At 64.2% G+C, this 17,260-nt stretch carries 12 protein-coding genes, 3 tRNA genes and 6 pseudogenes; 12 read left to right on the top strand and 9 right to left on the bottom strand.

The genetic code is table 11. The features are described from left to right. Positions 1-88: 88 nt before the first annotated feature. Together YO9_RS0104740 and pta are read right to left on the bottom strand one after the other, a co-directional pair. Positions 89-1,320 (bottom strand): annotated as a pseudogene (locus YO9_RS0104740) (acetate/propionate family kinase). A gap of 95 nt (positions 1,321-1,415) precedes the next feature. Further along, a complete protein-coding gene (gene pta / locus YO9_RS0104735; protein ID WP_016996468.1) occupies positions 1,416-3,509 on the bottom strand; it encodes a phosphate acetyltransferase in 2,094 nt (697 codons plus the stop codon). 130 nt (positions 3,510-3,639) lie between these two features. Here pta and YO9_RS0104730 point away from each other — a divergent pair, with 130 nt between their 5' ends. The 5 genes and pseudogenes from YO9_RS0104730 to YO9_RS0104715 all read left to right on the top strand — a co-directional run bounded on the left by YO9_RS0104730 (position 3,640) and on the right by YO9_RS0104715 (position 6,621). Further along, positions 3,640-4,002, top strand: a complete 363-nt coding sequence (locus YO9_RS0104730; protein WP_016996467.1) for a thiamine-binding protein — start codon at positions 3,640-3,642, stop codon at positions 4,000-4,002. Positions 4,003-4,020: 18 nt separating this feature from the next. Continuing rightward, complete coding sequence (locus tag YO9_RS0104725; protein WP_016996466.1) at positions 4,021-4,956, top strand: spermidine synthase; 936 nt, start codon at positions 4,021-4,023, stop codon at positions 4,954-4,956. Between the two features lie 175 nt (positions 4,957-5,131). Continuing rightward, positions 5,132-5,493 (top strand): annotated as a pseudogene (locus YO9_RS21370) (VOC family protein). Between the two features lie 15 nt (positions 5,494-5,508). After that, positions 5,509-5,676 (top strand): annotated as a pseudogene (locus YO9_RS21365) (urea transporter); the annotation flags it as partial. Positions 5,677-5,865: 189 nt separating this feature from the next. Beyond that, positions 5,866-6,621 (top strand): urea transporter, encoded by a 756-nt coding sequence (locus YO9_RS0104715; RefSeq protein WP_129701390.1) that lies wholly within the window; start codon positions 5,866-5,868, stop codon positions 6,619-6,621. Between the two features lie 81 nt (positions 6,622-6,702). Here the strand turns inward: YO9_RS0104715 and YO9_RS0104710 are convergent. After that, a pseudogene (locus YO9_RS0104710) lies at positions 6,703-8,165 on the bottom strand (NCS2 family permease). A gap of 226 nt (positions 8,166-8,391) precedes the next feature. Between YO9_RS0104710 and YO9_RS0104705 the strand changes: the two are divergent. Then, positions 8,392-9,814, top strand: a pseudogene (locus YO9_RS0104705) (FAD-dependent oxidoreductase). 443 nt (positions 9,815-10,257) lie between these two features. Further along, positions 10,258-11,088 carry a hypothetical protein gene (locus YO9_RS0104700; RefSeq protein ID WP_016996459.1) on the top strand — a complete coding sequence of 277 codons (831 nt, stop codon included), beginning with the start codon at positions 10,258-10,260 and terminating at the stop codon, positions 11,086-11,088. 362 nt (positions 11,089-11,450) lie between these two features. Here the strand turns inward: YO9_RS0104700 and YO9_RS16840 are convergent, their stop codons facing one another. Together YO9_RS16840 and YO9_RS16835 are read right to left on the bottom strand one after the other, a co-directional pair. Next, positions 11,451-12,233 carry a D-arabinono-1,4-lactone oxidase gene (locus YO9_RS16840; protein WP_223286111.1) on the bottom strand — a complete coding sequence of 261 codons (783 nt, stop codon included), beginning with the start codon at positions 12,231-12,233 and terminating at the stop codon, positions 11,451-11,453. Positions 12,234-12,256: 23 nt separating this feature from the next. Continuing rightward, complete coding sequence (locus tag YO9_RS16835; RefSeq protein ID WP_223286109.1) at positions 12,257-12,832, bottom strand: FAD-binding oxidoreductase; 576 nt, start codon at positions 12,830-12,832, stop codon at positions 12,257-12,259. A 333-nt stretch (positions 12,833-13,165) separates the two neighbouring features. Here YO9_RS16835 and YO9_RS0104690 point away from each other — a divergent pair, with 333 nt between their 5' ends. The 4 genes from YO9_RS0104690 to YO9_RS0104675 all read left to right on the top strand — a co-directional run bounded on the left by YO9_RS0104690 (position 13,166) and on the right by YO9_RS0104675 (position 14,464). Beyond that, positions 13,166-14,002 (top strand): universal stress protein, encoded by an 837-nt coding sequence (locus YO9_RS0104690; RefSeq protein WP_262925583.1) that lies wholly within the window; start codon positions 13,166-13,168, stop codon positions 14,000-14,002. 91 nt (positions 14,003-14,093) lie between these two features. Further along, positions 14,094-14,166: transfer RNA gene (locus YO9_RS0104685), tRNA-Glu, on the top strand. Between the two features lie 90 nt (positions 14,167-14,256). Then, positions 14,257-14,329 (top strand) — tRNA-Asp (locus YO9_RS0104680). Positions 14,330-14,391: 62 nt separating this feature from the next. After that, a tRNA-Phe gene (locus tag YO9_RS0104675) sits at positions 14,392-14,464 on the top strand. A gap of 132 nt (positions 14,465-14,596) precedes the next feature. Here the strand turns inward: YO9_RS0104675 and YO9_RS19700 are convergent. From YO9_RS19700 to YO9_RS0104660, 4 genes and pseudogenes are all read right to left on the bottom strand, one after another. Continuing rightward, positions 14,597-14,755 (bottom strand): hypothetical protein, encoded by a 159-nt coding sequence (locus YO9_RS19700; protein WP_262925585.1) that lies wholly within the window; start codon positions 14,753-14,755, stop codon positions 14,597-14,599. Between the two features lie 12 nt (positions 14,756-14,767). Beyond that, positions 14,768-14,914, bottom strand: a pseudogene (locus tag YO9_RS19695) (hypothetical protein); the annotation flags it as partial. Between the two features lie 491 nt (positions 14,915-15,405). After that, a complete protein-coding gene (locus YO9_RS0104665) occupies positions 15,406-15,714 on the bottom strand; it encodes a hypothetical protein (RefSeq protein ID WP_016996454.1) in 309 nt (102 codons plus the stop codon). Continuing rightward, complete coding sequence (locus YO9_RS0104660) at positions 15,711-16,376, bottom strand: NYN domain-containing protein (RefSeq protein ID WP_016996453.1); 666 nt, start codon at positions 16,374-16,376, stop codon at positions 15,711-15,713. Before YO9_RS0104660 ends, YO9_RS0104665 begins: the two co-directional genes overlap by 4 nt. 188 nt (positions 16,377-16,564) lie before the next feature. On the opposite strand from YO9_RS0104660, the gene YO9_RS0104655 reads away from it, so the two are divergent. Beyond that, complete coding sequence (locus tag YO9_RS0104655) at positions 16,565-17,107, top strand: DUF4242 domain-containing protein (protein ID WP_016996452.1); 543 nt, start codon at positions 16,565-16,567, stop codon at positions 17,105-17,107. Positions 17,108-17,260 lie beyond the last annotated feature (153 nt).

The raw sequence follows: 17,260 nt of genomic DNA, 5'->3' as shown, positions 1-17,260 counted from the left end.
AACCAGTCTGACAATGGGGGCTGGGACATGAGAAAGTGCACTTTTACGGACTCAAATGTTCAGGGCGGTTCAGCGCCGCAGCGCCGAACTACTTCTTCACCCGTTCCCGCACCAGCGAGGCAGTGGCATCCGCAATGGCTCGCTCCTCATCCGTTCCGATGACCAGCACCTCAATTGCTGACTCCGGCGTGCTGATGCGAGCGACCTCGCCCTCGGGGGAGGCATTCAGCTCGGGATCCAGCTTGATGCCCAGCGCGCCCAGCTCATTGCACACCTGCTCGCGGAATTCGGGGGAGTTCTCACCGATGCCCGCAGTGAAGATCAGCGCTTGAGCGCCGCCCACGGCCACGTGGTAGCCGCCGACGTACTTGGCCAGGCGGTATGCCGCCATGTCCAGCGCCAATTGGGCCTTCTCGTCACCCTTCTCGGCACGCTGCTCCACGGCGCGCATGTCCGAGTCTCCGGAAATACCCTGCAGCCCGGACTCCTTGTTGAGCGTCGTATCGAGTTCCTTGGCTGTCATGGCGGGGTTGCGGTCCAGCATGGCGGTGACCACGGAGGGGTCCAGATCACCGGAACGCGTACCCATGATCAGACCCGCCAGTGGGGTGTACCCCATGGACGTGTCGAAGGATTTGCCGTTGCGGATGGCCGTCACGGACGCACCGTTGCCAGGTGCGCCACGATCCCGTTGAACTGTTCGCGCGGAATCCCCAGGAAATCGCACGCCTTGCCGGTCACGTAGTCGTGCGAGGTGCCGTGGAACCCGTAGCGACGCATGCCGTGCATGACATACATTTCCTCGGGGATCGCGTAACGCCAGGCCTTTTCGGGCATCGTGCGGTGGAAGGCTGTGTCGAACACGCACACCTGCGGCATGTGCGGCCAGGTCTTCTGAATGGCGCGCAATCCCAATGCGTGAGCGGGGTTGTGCAGCGGAGCCAGGGGAGCGAGCCGCTCGATGGCTCGAATGATCTCGTTGTTGACCAGCACGGGGGCGGAGAACCGCTCGCCACCGTGGACCACGCGGTGTCCGGCGGCGTCAATGGTGCGCCCGCCCAGTTCCTCTTCCAGTCGTGAGGCCAGGATTTCCAGTGCCTGAGTGTGGTCTTTGACCTCGGACGTACCGATGTTCTGGATCAGGCCCTTGGTGATGATCTCGTCGCTCTCCACACCCTTGGTGGCCCGATCCAGCGGCACGTTCTCGTTGATGGCCGGCATGGATGAGGTGTACGGATCGACCTGATCATCCGCAGTGGTCACCTCGCGCACCTGGTACTTGATGGACGACGATCCGCAATTGACAACGAGCACGAGCATGTTGGTCCTTCCGTGCGCCCGGTCTGCGGGCGTCTCTGGTGAGCTGGTCGAAGGGGCGACGCCGCTCGCGAACCTCGCGAGCGGCGTCGTACGTACTAGAGGCTCTGGGCCTGAATGGCGGTAATGGCCACCGTGTTGACGATGTCATCCACGGTGCAACCGCGGGACAGGTCGTTGACCGGCTTGCGCAGGCCCTGCAGGACCGGTCCAACGGCCACGGCGCCGGCGGACTGCTGGACCGCCTTGTAGGTGTTGTTGCCGGTGTTGAGGTCCGGGAAGATGAACACGGTTGCCTGGCCGGCCACGTCGGACTCGGGCAGTTTGGATTTGGCGATGGAGGCGTCCACGGCGGCGTCGTACTGGATGGGGCCTTCGACCTGGAAGTCCGGGTCGGTGGAACGCACCAGCTCGGTGGCCGCGCGCACGCGCTCCACGTCCTCGCCCGAACCGGAACCACCGGTCGAATAGGAGAGCATGGCCACCTTGGGATCCACACCGAACTGCTCGGCGGTCTGCGCGGAGGCCAGCGCGATGTCCGCCAGCGCCTGCTCGTCAGGGTTGGGGTTCACGGCGCAGTCACCGTAGACCAGCACGCGATCGGCCAGCAGCATGAAGAACACGGAGGACACGATCTTCACGCCCTCGCGAGTCTTCACGAACTCCAGCGCGGGGCGAATGGTGTTGGCGGTGGTGTGCACGGCGCCGGACACCATACCGTCGACGTCGCCCAGCTGCACCATCATGGTGCCGAAGTATGAACCATCGGCCATACGTTCGAGCGCCTGCTCCTTGGTCACACCCTTGTGGGAGCGCAGCTTCACGTACTCGTCGGCGTAGCGATTCCGCAGTTCCTCATCGTGCTGGAAATCGATGAGGTTGAGGCCCTCGTCCTCGAAGTTCAGGTCGATGCCCTCGGACTGCGCCATGGTCCTGATCTGCTCCGGATCGCCCAGGATCGTGAGGTCGCAGAAGTTGCGGCGGTGGATCATTTCCGCGGCGCGCAGGATGCGGGGATCCTCGCCCTCCGGCAGCACCACGTGCTTGCGATCGGCGCGCGCGGATTCCACGAGCTCGTGCAGGAATCGCAACGGAGTGCGCTTCACGGGGCGCGGCAGGTTCATGCGCCCGGCCAGCTCGTCGCTGTCCACGTACTGCGACCACGCACCGCGAGCCGCGGCAACCTTTCGGGGATGGGCGCCACTGAGCGTGCCGCGCGTGGTGGCCACCGCACTGGCGGCGTTGAAGGTGTCACGATCAGTGGTCATGACCGGGAACGGCGCGGCCGCCAGCAGGGACGCAACGGCACCTTCCGGGCGGAAACCGCCGGTCAGCAGCATGCCCGAGGGCACGGGCAAGGACGCCGCGAACGACGACGCCAGGGTCGCCGACATCACGTCCGTCCGGTCACCCGGGGTGATCACCAGATCGCCGTCCGCGAGCTGATCCAAGAAATGGCCCACGGTCATGGCCGCGATCTTGATGCCCTTCATGTCGCGGTCCAGGGAGTTGTCATTAAGGTCGGTGCCGAAGCCCTGGGCATCCACGAGCTCGGCGATCGTGGGGTTGGAGATTGCGGTGACCTCGGGGATCACGTACACCGGCAAGTTGTGGGCACCGGGCTTGGCACGACGGGTCAGTTCTTCGACCTCATCGGGGTCGGCGCGGTTGACGATCACCGCGTAGATGTCGCAACCGGCCTGACGCAATTCGGTGCGGGTGACATCCACGGCGTTGACGGTGTCCTCGACGGACTCGGCATCGTGCGCGCTGATCACCGCGGCGACCGAACAGCCCATGTTGTTGGCTAAGCGGGCGTTGAGATCGAACTCTGCGGTAGCTGCGTTGTGCGCCACCAGGTCGGTACCGTCCACCAGGATCACGTCGCACTCGCGCGCCATTTCCGAGTAGATGGAGACCGCGGCCGAATCCAGTTCGTCATGATCGCCGGAGGCCAGGATCTCGCGCGTGCGAGCCAGGGAGACGCCGCCGCGGCAGCGGGAATCGGGCAGATCGAAGGTGCGCTTCATGAGCTGCAGCGCGGAATCCTGCTCCGGGGAGTCGCCGTCGTGCACGGGACGGAAGAACCCGAGCTTGTCCGTGCTGTTGAACAGCGTGTCCGCCAACCCCAATGCCACCAGAGTCTTGCCGGACTGCGGTGTCATGGCGGAAACGTAGATGCCCTGGGTCATGGAGATGGTCCCTTTCGATTGGCGGTCTGCCGTTCCAGTTTAGAGACGTCACATGGGTGCCGCGGCAACAACGGAGTGAATATCGCGGGTTTCACGGGTGCTTCGGCGAGAGAAGTGCCACACTGGAAACATGTTGGTCGCATTCTCAGTCTCTCCCAGCGGCGGGGACAACCCCGACGCCTCCGTACACGACGCCGTGGCCGCAGCCGTCCACGTGGTCCGCGAATCCGGGCTCCCCAACCGCACCGATTCCATGTTCACCACCATCGAGGGTGAATGGGACGAATGCATGGAAGTAGTCCGCCAGGCCACCGCCGCCGCAGCCGACTACGGTCCTCGCGTTTCCCTGGTGCTCAAGGCAGACATTCGCCCCGGTCACACCGGCGAACTGTCCGGCAAGGTCGAGCGCCTTGAGGCCGCCATTCACAGCCACGAGCTGAACCGTGCGCAGGAACGCCGCGGCATCACCTCCGGCTCCGCGGATCAGAAATAACCGGGCGTCCCGGCGTCAGTGAGCAAGAAACGCAACCGTAAGAATCGGCAAGACCAGGCAGAGTCGGCCGGAGCGGCGTCGTCGGACGCTGTGGGCCTGGTCGAAGGCACCTGGCACACGGACACCGGCACCGTGCAGCTCGAGCATGACCAGTACGTACCCGGCGCGTGGGTGCTGCGCGTGAACGGCGTGCCGTCATCGCACATCGTGCCCGACCGCCCGGACCAGCTGGAATTCGAGTACATGCGGTGGTTCACCGCGCTCGCTGAAGAGCACATCGACCGCCACTTGGACCCCACCACCCTGCGCATCCTGCACTTGGGCGGCGGTGCCTGTTCGATGGCGCGCTACCTCGCGTGGCGCTATCCCGAGGCCCGCCAGGTGGTCGTGGAGCTCGACGCCGCTCTCACGCGCCTGGTGCGCGAATGGCTCGATCTTCCCCGCGCGCCCCTCCTTCGTATCCGTGCCGGTGAAGCCCGTGAGGTCACTGAATCACTGCACGAGTCCTCGCGCGAGGTGATCCTGCGAGATGTGTTCGCGGGCGAGCAAACCCCCGGCCATTTACGGACTGTGGAGTTCGTTCGGCACGTGGATCGGGTGCTGACCCCGGACGGGATCTACCTGATGAACGTGGGGGACACCCGCAACCTCAAGGGCACCCGGGCGGAGCTGGCCGCGCTGCTCGAGGTGTTCGAGCACGTGTGCGCAGTCGCGGATGCCGCGATGCTTAAGGGCCGCCGCTACGGCAACGTGGTGCTTGCGGCGTCGCATGCCCCGCTGCCCGAACCAGGTTCCGCAGCGGGCGCCGCCCTGGCCAAGGAATTGCTGGGTGGGCCTCTACCCGCGCAGTACAAGGACACCGCGTGGTGCCGCCAGCTCGTGGCTGAAACACAGCCCTGGAACGACAAAGAGGCGGACCAGATGCCGGCCGTGGGGACCATTACGGGGGCCTAGGCTGCCCCGGAGCAACCGTCCGGATCGCCCCCTGGCAGCGGTCGGCCCGGGCCGTGGCGGCGCGGGCCATTTCATGCCGCCTTACTGCACAGTAAGCCCGGCTACCGTGCCGTAAACCGACACCCAATGGTCCTCAGCTCTCCCACTCCTCATCGTGCGGTCGTAGCGTGGAGCCATGACTAGCTACATGCATTCACTGGCCATCGACGCCCACGACCCGAAAGCACTGGCCCGGTTCTGGTGCGAGGTTCTGGACTACCAGATCGACCACGAAGACGAGGACTTCGTCAGCACCACGCCCAATGAGGGGCGGAGCCTGCGACTGGAATTCATCCGGGTCCCCGAGGCAAAACCGTGAAGAACCGGCTCCACCTGGACATTCGCGCCCAGGATTCGAGCCAGGAGGCGGAAGTTTCTCGAGTCGAGTCACTCGGCGCCTACCGCGTGGATGTCGGCCAGACCAGCGAGGACAGCTGGGTTGTTCTGGCCGACCCGGAAGGCAATGAGTTCTGCATCCTGGCGGGCTTGGAAGAGTAATCCATACTGGCCAGTGTGTGGATAGTCCAAGCGCTGATCAGATCTCAGGGGCAGATCTTCTTTCAGCGTGCCACGCTGAGTGGTCTGCTGGTTCTGCTGGCTCTTGTCATCGCATCGCCCTGGCTGGCGGGATTCGCGCTGCTCGGTGCTGCGGTCCAGACCGGAGTGTCCGTGCTGTTGCGCCGTCCGAGGCGCACATCAGCGCGACTGTCCTCGAGCGGTGGTGACCGGAGTTCCCGCGGTCGCAGCGGACCCGGGTCCGGATCAGCGCGTGATGGAGCGGACAGAGCCCCGCGCGGCTCTGATCATTTCGCTGAGCTGACCCCAGGTTCTGTCCCGAGTAGCGGCTCACACCGCGCCTCCGCCTTGGCCATGTCCAGCCTGTCCACGGACGCCACCGCTCGGCGCGACGCCGCGGACGGCATCCACGGGTTCTGCGGCGCCCTCACCGGCTGCGCGGCGTTCCTCGCGTGCGGGACGTCAACGGCCGGCCTCATCTGGACCGTTCTGGGCGGTGCGCTGTGCGCGCTGCTCGTTCGAGCGCTCGAACGAGTGCGGATCTTCAACTGGCTGCCCATGCTCACCGGCCCGTTCTGCGCGGTCAACGCGGCCCTGAACCCGGTCTTCGCGCGGTGGCATCGAGATGCTGAGTCCCCGGGAGCACCGCCGTTCGAGCTTGTTGGACCGATCGCGGACCTCATCAGCGGCACTTTGAGAGCCTCCGCCCAAGTGCTCCTCACCGATCATCTGCTGACAGGTCTATTGGTCATCGCCATCATGTTCCTCGCCGGCGCACGCGAAGGCCTGTGGTCCCTCATCGGCGCGGTCGCCGCCACGGTCTTCGGTTTCTGGATCCTCGGTTGGCAGCCCACCATGGCTGGCCTGGCGGGTTACTGCGGCTTCCTGACGGCCCTCGCCCTGGGTGCGGTCTTCCCTCGTCACGACGCCGCTCGCGCAGTCCGCCTGCTCGTCCCCTTGGCGGCGGCGTGCGTCACCGTCCCACTGTTGTGGGTGTTGCAGCAAACCGGGATGGCCGTCTACACCTGGCCGTTCGTGCTGACCACGTGGGCGGTGCTGTTCGCGCAGCGACAGTGGGCGCGGCGAGAACTGAACGGAGCGGCGTCGTAGTCGAAACCAGGCAACACGCGACGCAACCCTTAACCGGGAGACGCGGGACGATTAAACGCCCCGCGCCCGATAACCGGTGAGTTACGCCGTCCAACCCTCGATCACGGCGATGCCGAAGAAGATCACGAACGCGCCGGCCACCACGTACATGAGCGGGTGGACGTCGCGCCAGCGGCCCTGCACCAGGCGGATGAACACGAAGGAGACGAAGCCCGCGCCAATGCCGTGCGCGATGGAGTAGGTGAACGGCATGACCGCGAAGGTCAGGAACGCGGGAACCGAGACGCCCCAGTCCTCCCAGTCGATGTGCACCACGTTCTTGGCCATCAGGAATCCCACGACCACCATGGCGGGTGCCACGGCCTCGAAGGGCACCACGTTGACCAGCGGGGTCAGGAACATGGCCAGGAGGAACATGATGCCGGTGACCACGTTGGCCAGGCCGGTGCGAGCGCCGTCGGCGATACCGGTGGAGGATTCCACGAAGATTTGGTTGGACGAGACCGAACCGGCACCACCGGCCACGGCGCCGAACGCGTCGACCAGCAGCACGCGGTCCACGCGCTCGATCTGACCGTTCTTGTCGACCAGGCCGGCCTGCTGGGAGAGGCCCACCATGGTGCCCATGGCGTCGAAGAAGATGGACAACAAAATGGTGAAGATCAACAGCATGCACGCGATCACGCCCAGTTCGCGGAACGCGGCGATCGGGGCTGCGGAGCCGATGAGGGAGAGATCTGGCAGAGCGAAAAGGCCCTCGGGATTAGCGGGAACCACCAGGGACCAGCCGTCCGGGTTCTCCACGGAGGAACCGGAGGGGGAGACCGCTTCCAGGATGTGAGCGAAGATCGTGGTCGCGACCACCGCGATCAGAATGCCGCCGCGCACATTACGGACCAGGAGCGCCACGGTCAGCAACAGACCCACCACGAATGTGAGTGTGGGCCAGCCGAACAGCTCGCCGCCGTTGCCCATCTGCACGGGCACGGTGGTTCCTGCGGCGTCCGGGATGCGGCGCACGAAGCCCGCGTTCACGAAACCGATGAGCGCGATGAACAGACCGATACCCACCACGATCGCGGTCTTCAGCGAGGGCGGCACGGCGTTGAACACGGCGGTTCGGAAGCCCGTGAGCACCAGCACCACCATGATCAGGCCGGCCCAGATGACCAGACCCATGACCTCGGGCCAGGTCAGGCCCGGGTTCGTCGCGATGGTGACGGCAAGGAACGCGTTCACACCCAGACCCGTGGCCAGCGCGAACGGGGACTTGGCCCACACGCCCATCAGGATGGTCAGCACGCCTGCGACCAGTGCGGTCACGGCAGCAACGCGCTCGCCGCCCAGCATGTTGCCCGCGCGTCGGGCCCGTAGCCGAGCACGAGCGGGTTCAGCACCACGATGTAGCTCATGGCAATGAACGTGGCCAGGCCGCCGCGGATTTCACGGCCCACGGTGGAGCCGCGCTCGGAGATGTAGAAGAAGCGGTCCAACGCACCGCGGGGTTCGCGCGTCTGTGGAGTGGGCTTGGTCGGTGACGACATGAAGATCCTCACGGTCAAAGGCACAGCGGTAGCGCGGGCTCGGGCTACCGATATGGGGGCGTTTGTGTAGAAATACTACGCCGACGGCGCTCGGTTCCCTTACGAAATAAGCGTTCGCGAGCGGCGTCGACCTTTAGTTAGGTGAGTCTGCCCAAATTTCACTACCGTAGAACCCAGTCCCCGCAAGCACGCGAGTGTGCGTGCGCGTTGAAAGGAAATACCAGCTGTGACAGCACCAACTTCAGCACGTCCGTTGCGCGTTGCCGTGATCGGAGCAGGTCCGGCGGGCATTTACGCTGCCGACATGCTCACCAAATCCGAGGCTGTGCGGGAAGGCGAGCTGGACGTCAGTGTTGATCTCTATGACCGCTACCCCACCCCGTTCGGCCTGATCCGTTACGGCGTGGCTCCCGACCACCCGCGCATCAAGGGCATCATCACCGCGTTGCGCTCGATTCTGGGTCGTGGTGACATCCGCTTCTTCGGCAATGTGGAGTACGGCAAGGACCTCACGCTCGGTGATTTCATGGCCCACTACGACGCTGTGATTTTCGCCACCGGCGCCGTCAATGATGCTCCGCTGGAGATCCCCGGCGCGGATCTGGACGGTTCCTACGGTGCCGCCAAGTTCGTCGCCTGGTATGACGGTCACCCCGACTACCCGCGCACCTGGCCGCTCAACGCCAAGGAAGTTGCTGTGATCGGCAACGGCAATGTGGCGCTGGACGTGGCGCGTGTGCTGTCCAAGCACGCTGACGACATGCTCGTCACCGAAATCCCGGGCAACGTCTACCAAGGGCTGCGCGATTCGCCGGTCACGGACGTGCACGTGTTCGGCCGCCGCGGCCCGGCGCAGATCAAGTTCACCCCGCTCGAGCTGCGTGAGCTGGCCAAGTCCCGCGACGTGGACATCGTGCTCTACGACGAGGACTTCCAGTTCGACGAAGCGTCCGAGCAGGCCATGGTCGAGAACAATCAGACCAAGGTCATGATGAAAACGCTCAACAAGTGGCGTGAGGACGACTCGCCCAAGACCGCGTCCCGCCGCTTGCACCTGCACTTCCTGCAGACGCCCTCCGAGATTTTGGGCGACGAGGACGGCAAGGTCAACGGCATCCGGATGGAGCGCACCCGCCTCAACGGCGACGCTTCCGTGACCGGCACCGGCGAGTACATCGACTACCCCCGTGCAGGCCGTCTACCACGCCATCGGCTACCTGGGCTCTCCGCTTCCGGAGGTTCCGTTCAACCCCGAGCGCGGCGTGATCCTCAACGAGGAAGGCCGCGTGATCGACGCCGAGGGCACCGTGCTTCCGGGCGTGTACGCCACCGGCTGGATCAAGCGCGGTCCCGTGGGCCTGATCGGCGCCACCAAGTCCGACGCCCTCGAGACCATCAACCATCTGCTCGAGGACCGCACCGCCTTGGCCGATCCGGACTTCCCGGAGCCCTCCGCCATCGAGTCGCTGCTCGAGGAGAAGGGTGTCGAGTACACCACCTGGGACGGCTGGCTCGATCTGGACGAGTACGAGCAGAGCCTGGGCCAGTCCTCCCACGACGCCGAGGGCAACCCCCGCGAACGCGTCAAGGTGGTCGATCGCGACGAGATGCTCTCCGTCTCGCGCCGCGGGGTCCACGCCCGCAGCTAGTTCTCACGGCTTTTTACCCGCCGACGACGCCGCCCCCTCCAGTTCCCGCGTTCACTCCGGGCTGGGTGGGGCGGTGTTTTTGGTGGCGGTCACTGCAAGCTGATCGACAGTACGACCCGGGAATCGAGTTTTCCCGGTTGTGCCGTCGATCAGGATGCATGGTGGTCCGGGGTAGTGGCTCTCATGCCAACCAGAGTGCACGGTGTCTCGAACTCCACATCGGGCAAGTGTCATTTGTATCGGTCGGATGGATTTCTAGTCTCCGAGATATGAAGAAACTCGGTGAGCCTTTAGAACTTGGACCGCGCCCGCTCGTCAGGTCCACGGCACAGCTGGGTAGTCGAGCTCGAGATCTTGAGAGACGCCCGGGGACTCACAAATTGGTTCGGGGAATGTGGGTTTGCTCGGAAGCTTCGCCGGAGCCAGTCCAAAGGTCCCTGCTGTTGCACGACCACTATTCGAAGAATGGCGTGGGCCTGAGTATCACCGGCATTCACGCGCTGGAGTTGTTCACGCTGCCGGTCGGATACACCAGACGCTGGGTCAACGACTTCTTGAGCGACCCATCTCCCCCGCGTGCACGCGAACTGAGGCAGGCGTTCGAAATCCCTCACCTTGCGTGGTCTGAATCCCGCCCCACGGTTCGTGAGCAGGGAATGCGATTGAGCAAGTCCCATGGGCTGAAAACTTATGCGGGTCCCTGGGGCACGCGACTGGCCCATCCAGTCGAAGCTTTGGTGGCAGCAGCACCCTATCTGTCTCAATGGCGGCTGACTGCCTGTCTGGATGCGCTGATGTCTGGAGCATTACAGATTCCAGAGTTCACCCCTCAGCCCGCAATGACAAAAGAGGAAATTTCGGCAGCCGTTTCACACCTGCCAGCGCGGAACCCAGCCGTCATCGCGGTGAAGCGGGCACTGAGTAACGCAGCAGAACCGGTGTGGTCACCCATGGAGACGTTGGTGCGCCGGATGGTTGTCACCCAAGGATTTCCGGAGCCGATATTGAACCACCCCGTGATGATCGAAGGTGAACTCGCCTACCCGGATCTTTCTTGGCCCGAACTGCGAGTGGGTCTCGAATACAACGGTGAGATCCATCTGCTGGATCGCCGCACGTACGGCACGGAGATGAATCGCATCCGCACTTTTCAAGATCACGGCTGGGATCTCAACATCTTGGTGCTGGACGACCTCGAAGATCCGGCTCTTCGCCGGAAGTGGATGCAGTGGTTAGCTGAAAAGCTCAATCGACGCTCCCAACGCGCAAGCTGATCAACGTTAGAACCACGGCAGTCGGCGGATCGTAATCTGATCAACGTTAGAGCCAGGAACTCGGATTTCTAGGGTCCTAACGTCGACCAGTTTTCAAACCCCAGGAACCAACGGTTGTACCGTCAATTAGATTGCACGAGCGACATGCTGCGCAGCGGAAACAGGGTCGAAACGTCAACCAGGATGCACCGACGGCCAGTGGGCACTCGAGTCGTGGTCGCACTGTCGACCAGATTGCACGAGCGACATGCTGCGCATCGGTCACAGGTCGAAACGTCAACCAGGAAGCACCGCGAGTCAGTAAGCGCTCCCGGCATGGTCGTAGTGTCGATCAGGACGCAGCCGACCGCCGAACCGCCCAACTACACCCCCAGCAGCGACCGCGTGTGGTCGTTGAGCAGCAGGCCGTTGGGGTCCAGCTCCGAGCGGACCTTCAAGAAGTCATCCCAGTGCGGGTACATGGGCTTGAGGGTCTCGGCAGTCTGGGTGTGAATCGATCCCCAGTGGGGGCGACCGCCGTGTTCCAGGAAGATCTGCTCGGCATCGCGGAAGAACTCTTCGTAGGGGCGTTTGCCGTACTGGCGCAGGCTGATCCAGCCGGTGTAACGGTCGGCGGGGGGGGAGAGGTAACCCTGTTCCGGGGGTGAGCACCGCACCAGAACCGGGAAGGACAACGTGTAACCCTTGCGGTCCACGAGCGCCTCCAGATCGCGGAATGCCGCGGCGGTGTTCTCCAGTGGCATCGCGTATTCGGTGGACACGAACCGCACGGCACGCGGGGCAGTGAACACCCGGTAGGACACGTCCGTGTAGCGCCGGGAACTCTTGGACATGGATTCCAACTTGTTCAATCCGGGCACGGTTTTGGGTGCCACGGATGCCAAGCGGCCCAGGCCGGAGGTCAGGGAGGTGCGCAGAACGGCGTCGTCGGCTCGGCGCAGGACACGCGAGAACGGCGAGGCGGGGCGGGTGTAGGTGTCCGGGAGGCGATGGAGGCGGCTGAGGATGCGCGTGTGGGCGGTGTGGCGACCGGGCATCCAGAAGAACTCGAAGTGATCCGCGCCGGACATGCGCTCGGGCAGCGAGTCGACCAGGCGGGCGAGGGGTTCGCGGAACTCGGCGCAATGCAGCCGGAACGCACTCACGCACTGGATGGTGACGGACACGATCACGCCCAGAACGCCCAGGTGCACGCGGGCAGCGCGCAGGATCTCGGGATGCGAGGTTTCGGAGCACGTGATGAGCTCCCCGGAAGGTGTGGCGATCGTGATGTCGATGATCTGCTCGGCCAAGGACGGCTGGCCCAGGCCGGTGCCGTGGGTGCCGTGGCGATGGCGCCAGCGATGGTCTGACCCGTGAAATCCGGCATGTTTCCCAGGGCTAGGCCGTGGTCCTCGAGGATCTGAGAGATCTGCTGAATGGTGGTGCCGCCGAAGAACGTGGCCTGCTGTTTCTCGACGTCGATCGAGCTGAGGCCGGTGAGCGCGGTGGCGTCCAGAACTACGTCCGAGGTGGGGACCAGCGGCGAAAAACTCTGTCCGGAACCGGCGGGGCGCACGCGCAACCCCTGGGCGGAAGCATCGCGAAGCACTTGCTCGACCTGGTCGGTGTTCTCCGGGCGCACGATGGCCGCGGGCGTCACGGTGAGATTCCTGCCCCACGAACGCCATGTGTCTTTGGCGACCTTGGCGGTCAGGTCTGACGATTCGGTGGGCTCGTCTGGTGTTGCCGACTGCTCGTTCACGATTCGTATCCTTCCTCAGGATCTTTCCCTCGGACTGCGGTTCGGGTTCCTCCCCGTGACCCCGATCCAGGTGTTTCCTTAGGACCATCCTCCGGACCCACCTCATCATCTCACCGTGGGCTGTGAGGTGGCACGTGTTCTCCACGCGCACAGGCATCGTGCCCCATCCATAGGGGCCGAGGGCTACGCTTGACGTGACGGATCGGCGAGAGGAAGGCACGCCATGACCCTGAACGGCCGAGAAATTGTCGTGGGTGTGGACGGCACCGACCAGAGCTTGGGAGCCTGCGCTGGGCAGCCCGCGAAGCCAAACGTCGCGGTGCTCCGCTGCACTTGGTCAGCGCCTACTCGATGCCCATTTACGCCGGCTCCACATTCGACGTCGGTTACGCGGCGTTCGACCAGGTGGCCCTGGACGACGCCGTCAAGGAACTCGTGCGCGAGGCCGCCCTACACGTGCAGAACCTCAACGTGGAGGTGCGCTCAACGGTCGAAACCGGTGATCCTTCCGGAGTCCTCCTGGAGCTGAGTAAATCCGCGCAGCTGTTGGTGCTGGGATCTCGCGGACGCGGTGGCATCCTCGGTCGCCTGCTGGGCTCCGTCTCCACCGCGGTCCCCGCACACTCGCACTGCCCCGTGGGCATCATCCCGCTGCCCTGGGCACGCGAACACCAGCTCGAGCGGGACATCAACGAGACCAAGGCATTCATCGACGGCGTCTCCGTGGGCTCGGACGGTTCCGAACATTCCAGCGTGGCCATGCTGCGCGCCGCCGACGAGGCAACGTTGCTCGGAGTTCCACTGACCGTGGTGTGCGCGGTGCCGCCCATGGCCGGTGCGGCGTCCTGGATGCCCACACCCGTGGACTTCGAGAACATTTATCAGGAGATCGCGGACGCACTCAATGCTTCGGTCCGATGGTTGCGCGGGCACTTCCCGGATCTGGAGATCAACGCCGAGCTGCTGGACGGTTCACCGATCGACGTTCTCGTGGAGCAGTCCAACCGCAATCGCCTAGTCGTCATGGGCACCCGCGGCCGCGGCGGATTCGCCGGAATGCTGCTGGGTTCCACCTCCCAGGGCGTGATCCACAACAGTGCTGGCCCGCTCATGATCATCCAGGGATTCAAGGACGAACGATTGGCCGATCGACCGGAGGTCACCCTGTGATACTCGGGTTTGTGCAACCGGGGTGTTTACCTCTAAGCTACTGAAGGTCCATCGTCCACTGATGCGCAAGCGGCAGCCGGGCGACGTTCTGGCCCCCATCGTCTAGCGGCCTAGGACACCGCCCTTTCACGGCGGCGGCACGGGTTCGAATCCCGTTGGGGGTACGTTTTCTCGCGAGAGCATCTGACGCAGTGAACGATTTGCTAAGGCAGTCAGTTCTACTGGTAAGATATCCACTCGTTGGAAACAACTAAGGCCCTGTAGCGCAGTTGGTTAGCGCGCCGCCCTGTCACGGCGGAGGTCGCGGGTTCAAGTCCCGTCAGGTCGCTCAGGCGGCGATGAAAAGGCAACTTTTCGCGCCGTCGCGGCATATCCCAGGTGATGTGCCTGGCTCTGTAGCTCAGTTGGTAGAGCGTACGACTGAAAATCGTAAGGTCACCGGATCGACGCCGGTCGGAGCCACTGAACCCTCGCGTGGCTTCTACACGCGGGGGTTCTTCCCATTTCTGGTCCGATTCGCGCCGCGCATGTCCCGTGAGGTCGCTTCACCACGGACGACGACGCCGCTCCGCAGCCTTCACACCACGCCGCGCCTTACTGCCGCGCAGCCTTCCACCGTTTGTACGCCCACACGGTCATGACCAGCACCACGATCCACGAGAGCACCACCACGGTGCCGTGGAAGAACGTGGGGTCCGCGACGAACGCTCCCAGTGCCACCAGGGACACCTGGCCTGGAATCACCGAGATCACACTGGCCGCCAGGAAATCACGCTGCGTAATGCCAAAGGCCCCGCTGCCGTAGTTGACCGGCCAATACGGGATGCCGGGAACAAGGCGGAGAGTGCAGACGGCCTCAAAGCCCGCGCCGTCCAGGCGGCCTTCAATCTTCTCGCTGTACTTGCCGAGCACCTTACGTACGGCCTCGGTGCCCAGCGCACGGGCCAGCCAGTAGGCGCCCACGAGCCGATCAGCACTCCGATCACGGAAAACAGGCTGCCCAGCACCACCCCGAAAATCAGCCCGCCGGCCACCGCCATGATGGTCACGGGGATCGGGGTCAGCGCGACCACTGCGTACAGGCCGATGAACACCAGCCAGCTGACCCACCCGAAGCCTTCAATGCGTTCCTGCAGCTGATCAGCAGGTGGCAGTTCCACGTTGAAAGCCAGCCACAGCATGATCACCAGCACCACGATCAGAGTGGCGTTGCGGGCGAACGAGCCCCACGAAATCCCGGAGTCGTCACCGGCGGGAGCTGCCCTGCTCGATGACCGTGAATACGGGGTCGCTGAAGCATCATCCGACTCGTTGCCGGAGGATCCCCGGAACGATGCGTCCTCGGAAGAATCTGATGCTGCTGGCTCGTGACTCACACGGTTCAGACTAGAGCACCGTGCACACTAGGCCAGATTGTCGACGGTGTCCCAAAAGCACTTGCGCAGGTGCTTCCGCACGGACTGCAGATCGGTGTCCGACTCACCGATCCGGGCGGCGCAATCCCGCAGCAGCGTCGAATCGATTTCGGCCGGGAGGATGGGACGATCTTCCAACACCGCCTGCACCTCGGACAGGGGAGTGGTCTGGTACCAGTTGCGTGCCAGACTCTCCGCGACTTCCTCGGCAACGTCGAACAAATGCGGAAGGTCGACATCCGGTTCGTTCACCGTGATGAACGTGGCCTTCTTACTGGCCAGGGTCGCCGGTGTCACCGTCGCCGGCGTCGGCCCAGGTCCCGGAACGGGCCCGGTGACGGGGTGGAGGCAGGCTGAGAATCAGAGAGCTCGGACAAACTCTCGGAACCCGGCACCACTGTCCGCGTGGCCGGTGTGAAGGTCGAGTGAATGAGCTCCTGAGGCAGCACGATGATGCGGTCCACCTTGTAGGCCAGGTGCTCCGCCACGGACTTGATGCCCAGATACCGGTTCTTGTCCTCCAGGGCCAGCAGCACCACCTTCATGCCGAGGTCCTGGGCGGCTTCGACGGCTTCGGCCAGATCGTCGTCGCCGCTGAGAAGGTAGGCAACCTTGGCGGAACCGTTGCGGGCCACCTCGACCAGGTCCAGGCCGAGTCGCAGGTCCACTCCCTTTTGCTGCCCGTTCACGCCGATACGCCCCAGGCGGACCTTGACGTCGTCGAGCAGGGAGATTTTCTTGTGCCAGTCGCTGAGCACGCCGTCCCGGGACGCGTCGTACCAATAGATGCGCAACGGGTCCAGCTTGCAGTTGTCGCGGGTGATGCCGACGATGCCCGAGATGAGTTGTTCGGCATCCACCCTGGTGGCAGCGCGCAGGGATGTTCCGGTCACGGTGGAACTGCCGGCGGACAGCAAAAAGCCCGCGTCGATGAAAATGACGCTCTGGTCATGAAACATGCTCAGACCCGGTCCTTTCGGGGATCAGTCGAAAGTGGTGCAGGGTGCTCCGATCATAGATCCCCGCGGTGAGCAACGTCTGAACGAGGTGTCCGCCCAATGTTGCGCAGTGTGACTTTTCCCTTGGGTCGCGGACGGGGCCACGCGTAGCGTTTAAAGGAATCCGACAACCACTAGGAGGAATCTCCATGTCACTGCAGCTTTTCGAAGTCGTTCCCAGCAACGCCACCCGCGAGGGCGCTCAGTCCGTGATCGAGGCCATCGCCGCTGCCGCTGAGCAGAACGGCGCCCAGGTCCTGGAATCCCAGGTCACCGAGGGTCAGGGTCGCGTGTTCACCGTGGTCGAGCTCGACGGCGATGACACCACCGCCCTGGATCAGGCCATCCGCAACGGCGTGGCCGACCAGTCCACCGAGGTCACCGGCCCGGACCAGGTACGCCTGGTCGGCGCGGACATCGAGGACATCCGCAAGGCCAACCCCTCCGCCGAGTACCTGGTCGAGTGGGACATCCCCGCCGAGATCGACATGGAGACCTACCTGGGCCGCAAGAAGGCCAACGCACCCAAGTACGCCGAGGTCCCCGAGGTGAGCTTCCTGCGCACCTACGTTCGCGAGGACACCGTCAAGTGCCTGTGCTTCTACAACGCTCCCGATGAGGACGCCGTGGTGCGCGCCCGCGAGGCCGTGACCACCCCCATCGATCGTCTGCACCACCTGGCCGGCAAGTAATGTCCGTTCCTTCAACCGTTCAGCAACCGGTCGCGGATTCCGTGCTGGCCAACGTTGCCGAACGCGCCGCGAGTATCGACCGCGGTGACGTCCAGACCGACGTCGCTCTGGCCGAGCTCGGGCAGAACGGCGCCTTCGACGCCGCGGCCCAGG

This window comes from Kocuria atrinae C3-8 (genome assembly GCF_000286355.1).
Lineage (GTDB): Bacteria > Actinomycetota > Actinomycetes > Actinomycetales > Micrococcaceae > Kocuria > Kocuria atrinae_A.
The sequence above is the reverse complement of the archived record's forward strand: the minus strand, read 5'-3'. Positions and strand labels throughout refer to the sequence as shown.

What these genes read in the sequence shown, in the direction of transcription:
- YO9_RS0104655 (WP_016996452.1), top strand. Translation starts at nt 16,565, where the DNA reads ATGTCACTGCAGCTTTTCGAAGTCGTTCCCAGCAACGCCACCCGCGAG.
- YO9_RS0104715 (WP_129701390.1), top strand. Translation starts at nt 5,866, where the DNA reads ATGTCCAGCCTGTCCACGGACGCCACCGCTCGGCGCGACGCCGCGGAC.
- pta (WP_016996468.1), bottom strand. Translation starts at nt 3,509, where the DNA reads ATGACCCAGGGCATCTACGTTTCCGCCATGACACCGCAGTCCGGCAAG.
- YO9_RS0104660 (WP_016996453.1), bottom strand. Translation starts at nt 16,376, where the DNA reads ATGTTTCATGACCAGAGCGTCATTTTCATCGACGCGGGCTTTTTGCTG.
- YO9_RS0104730 (WP_016996467.1), top strand. Translation starts at nt 3,640, where the DNA reads ATGTTGGTCGCATTCTCAGTCTCTCCCAGCGGCGGGGACAACCCCGAC.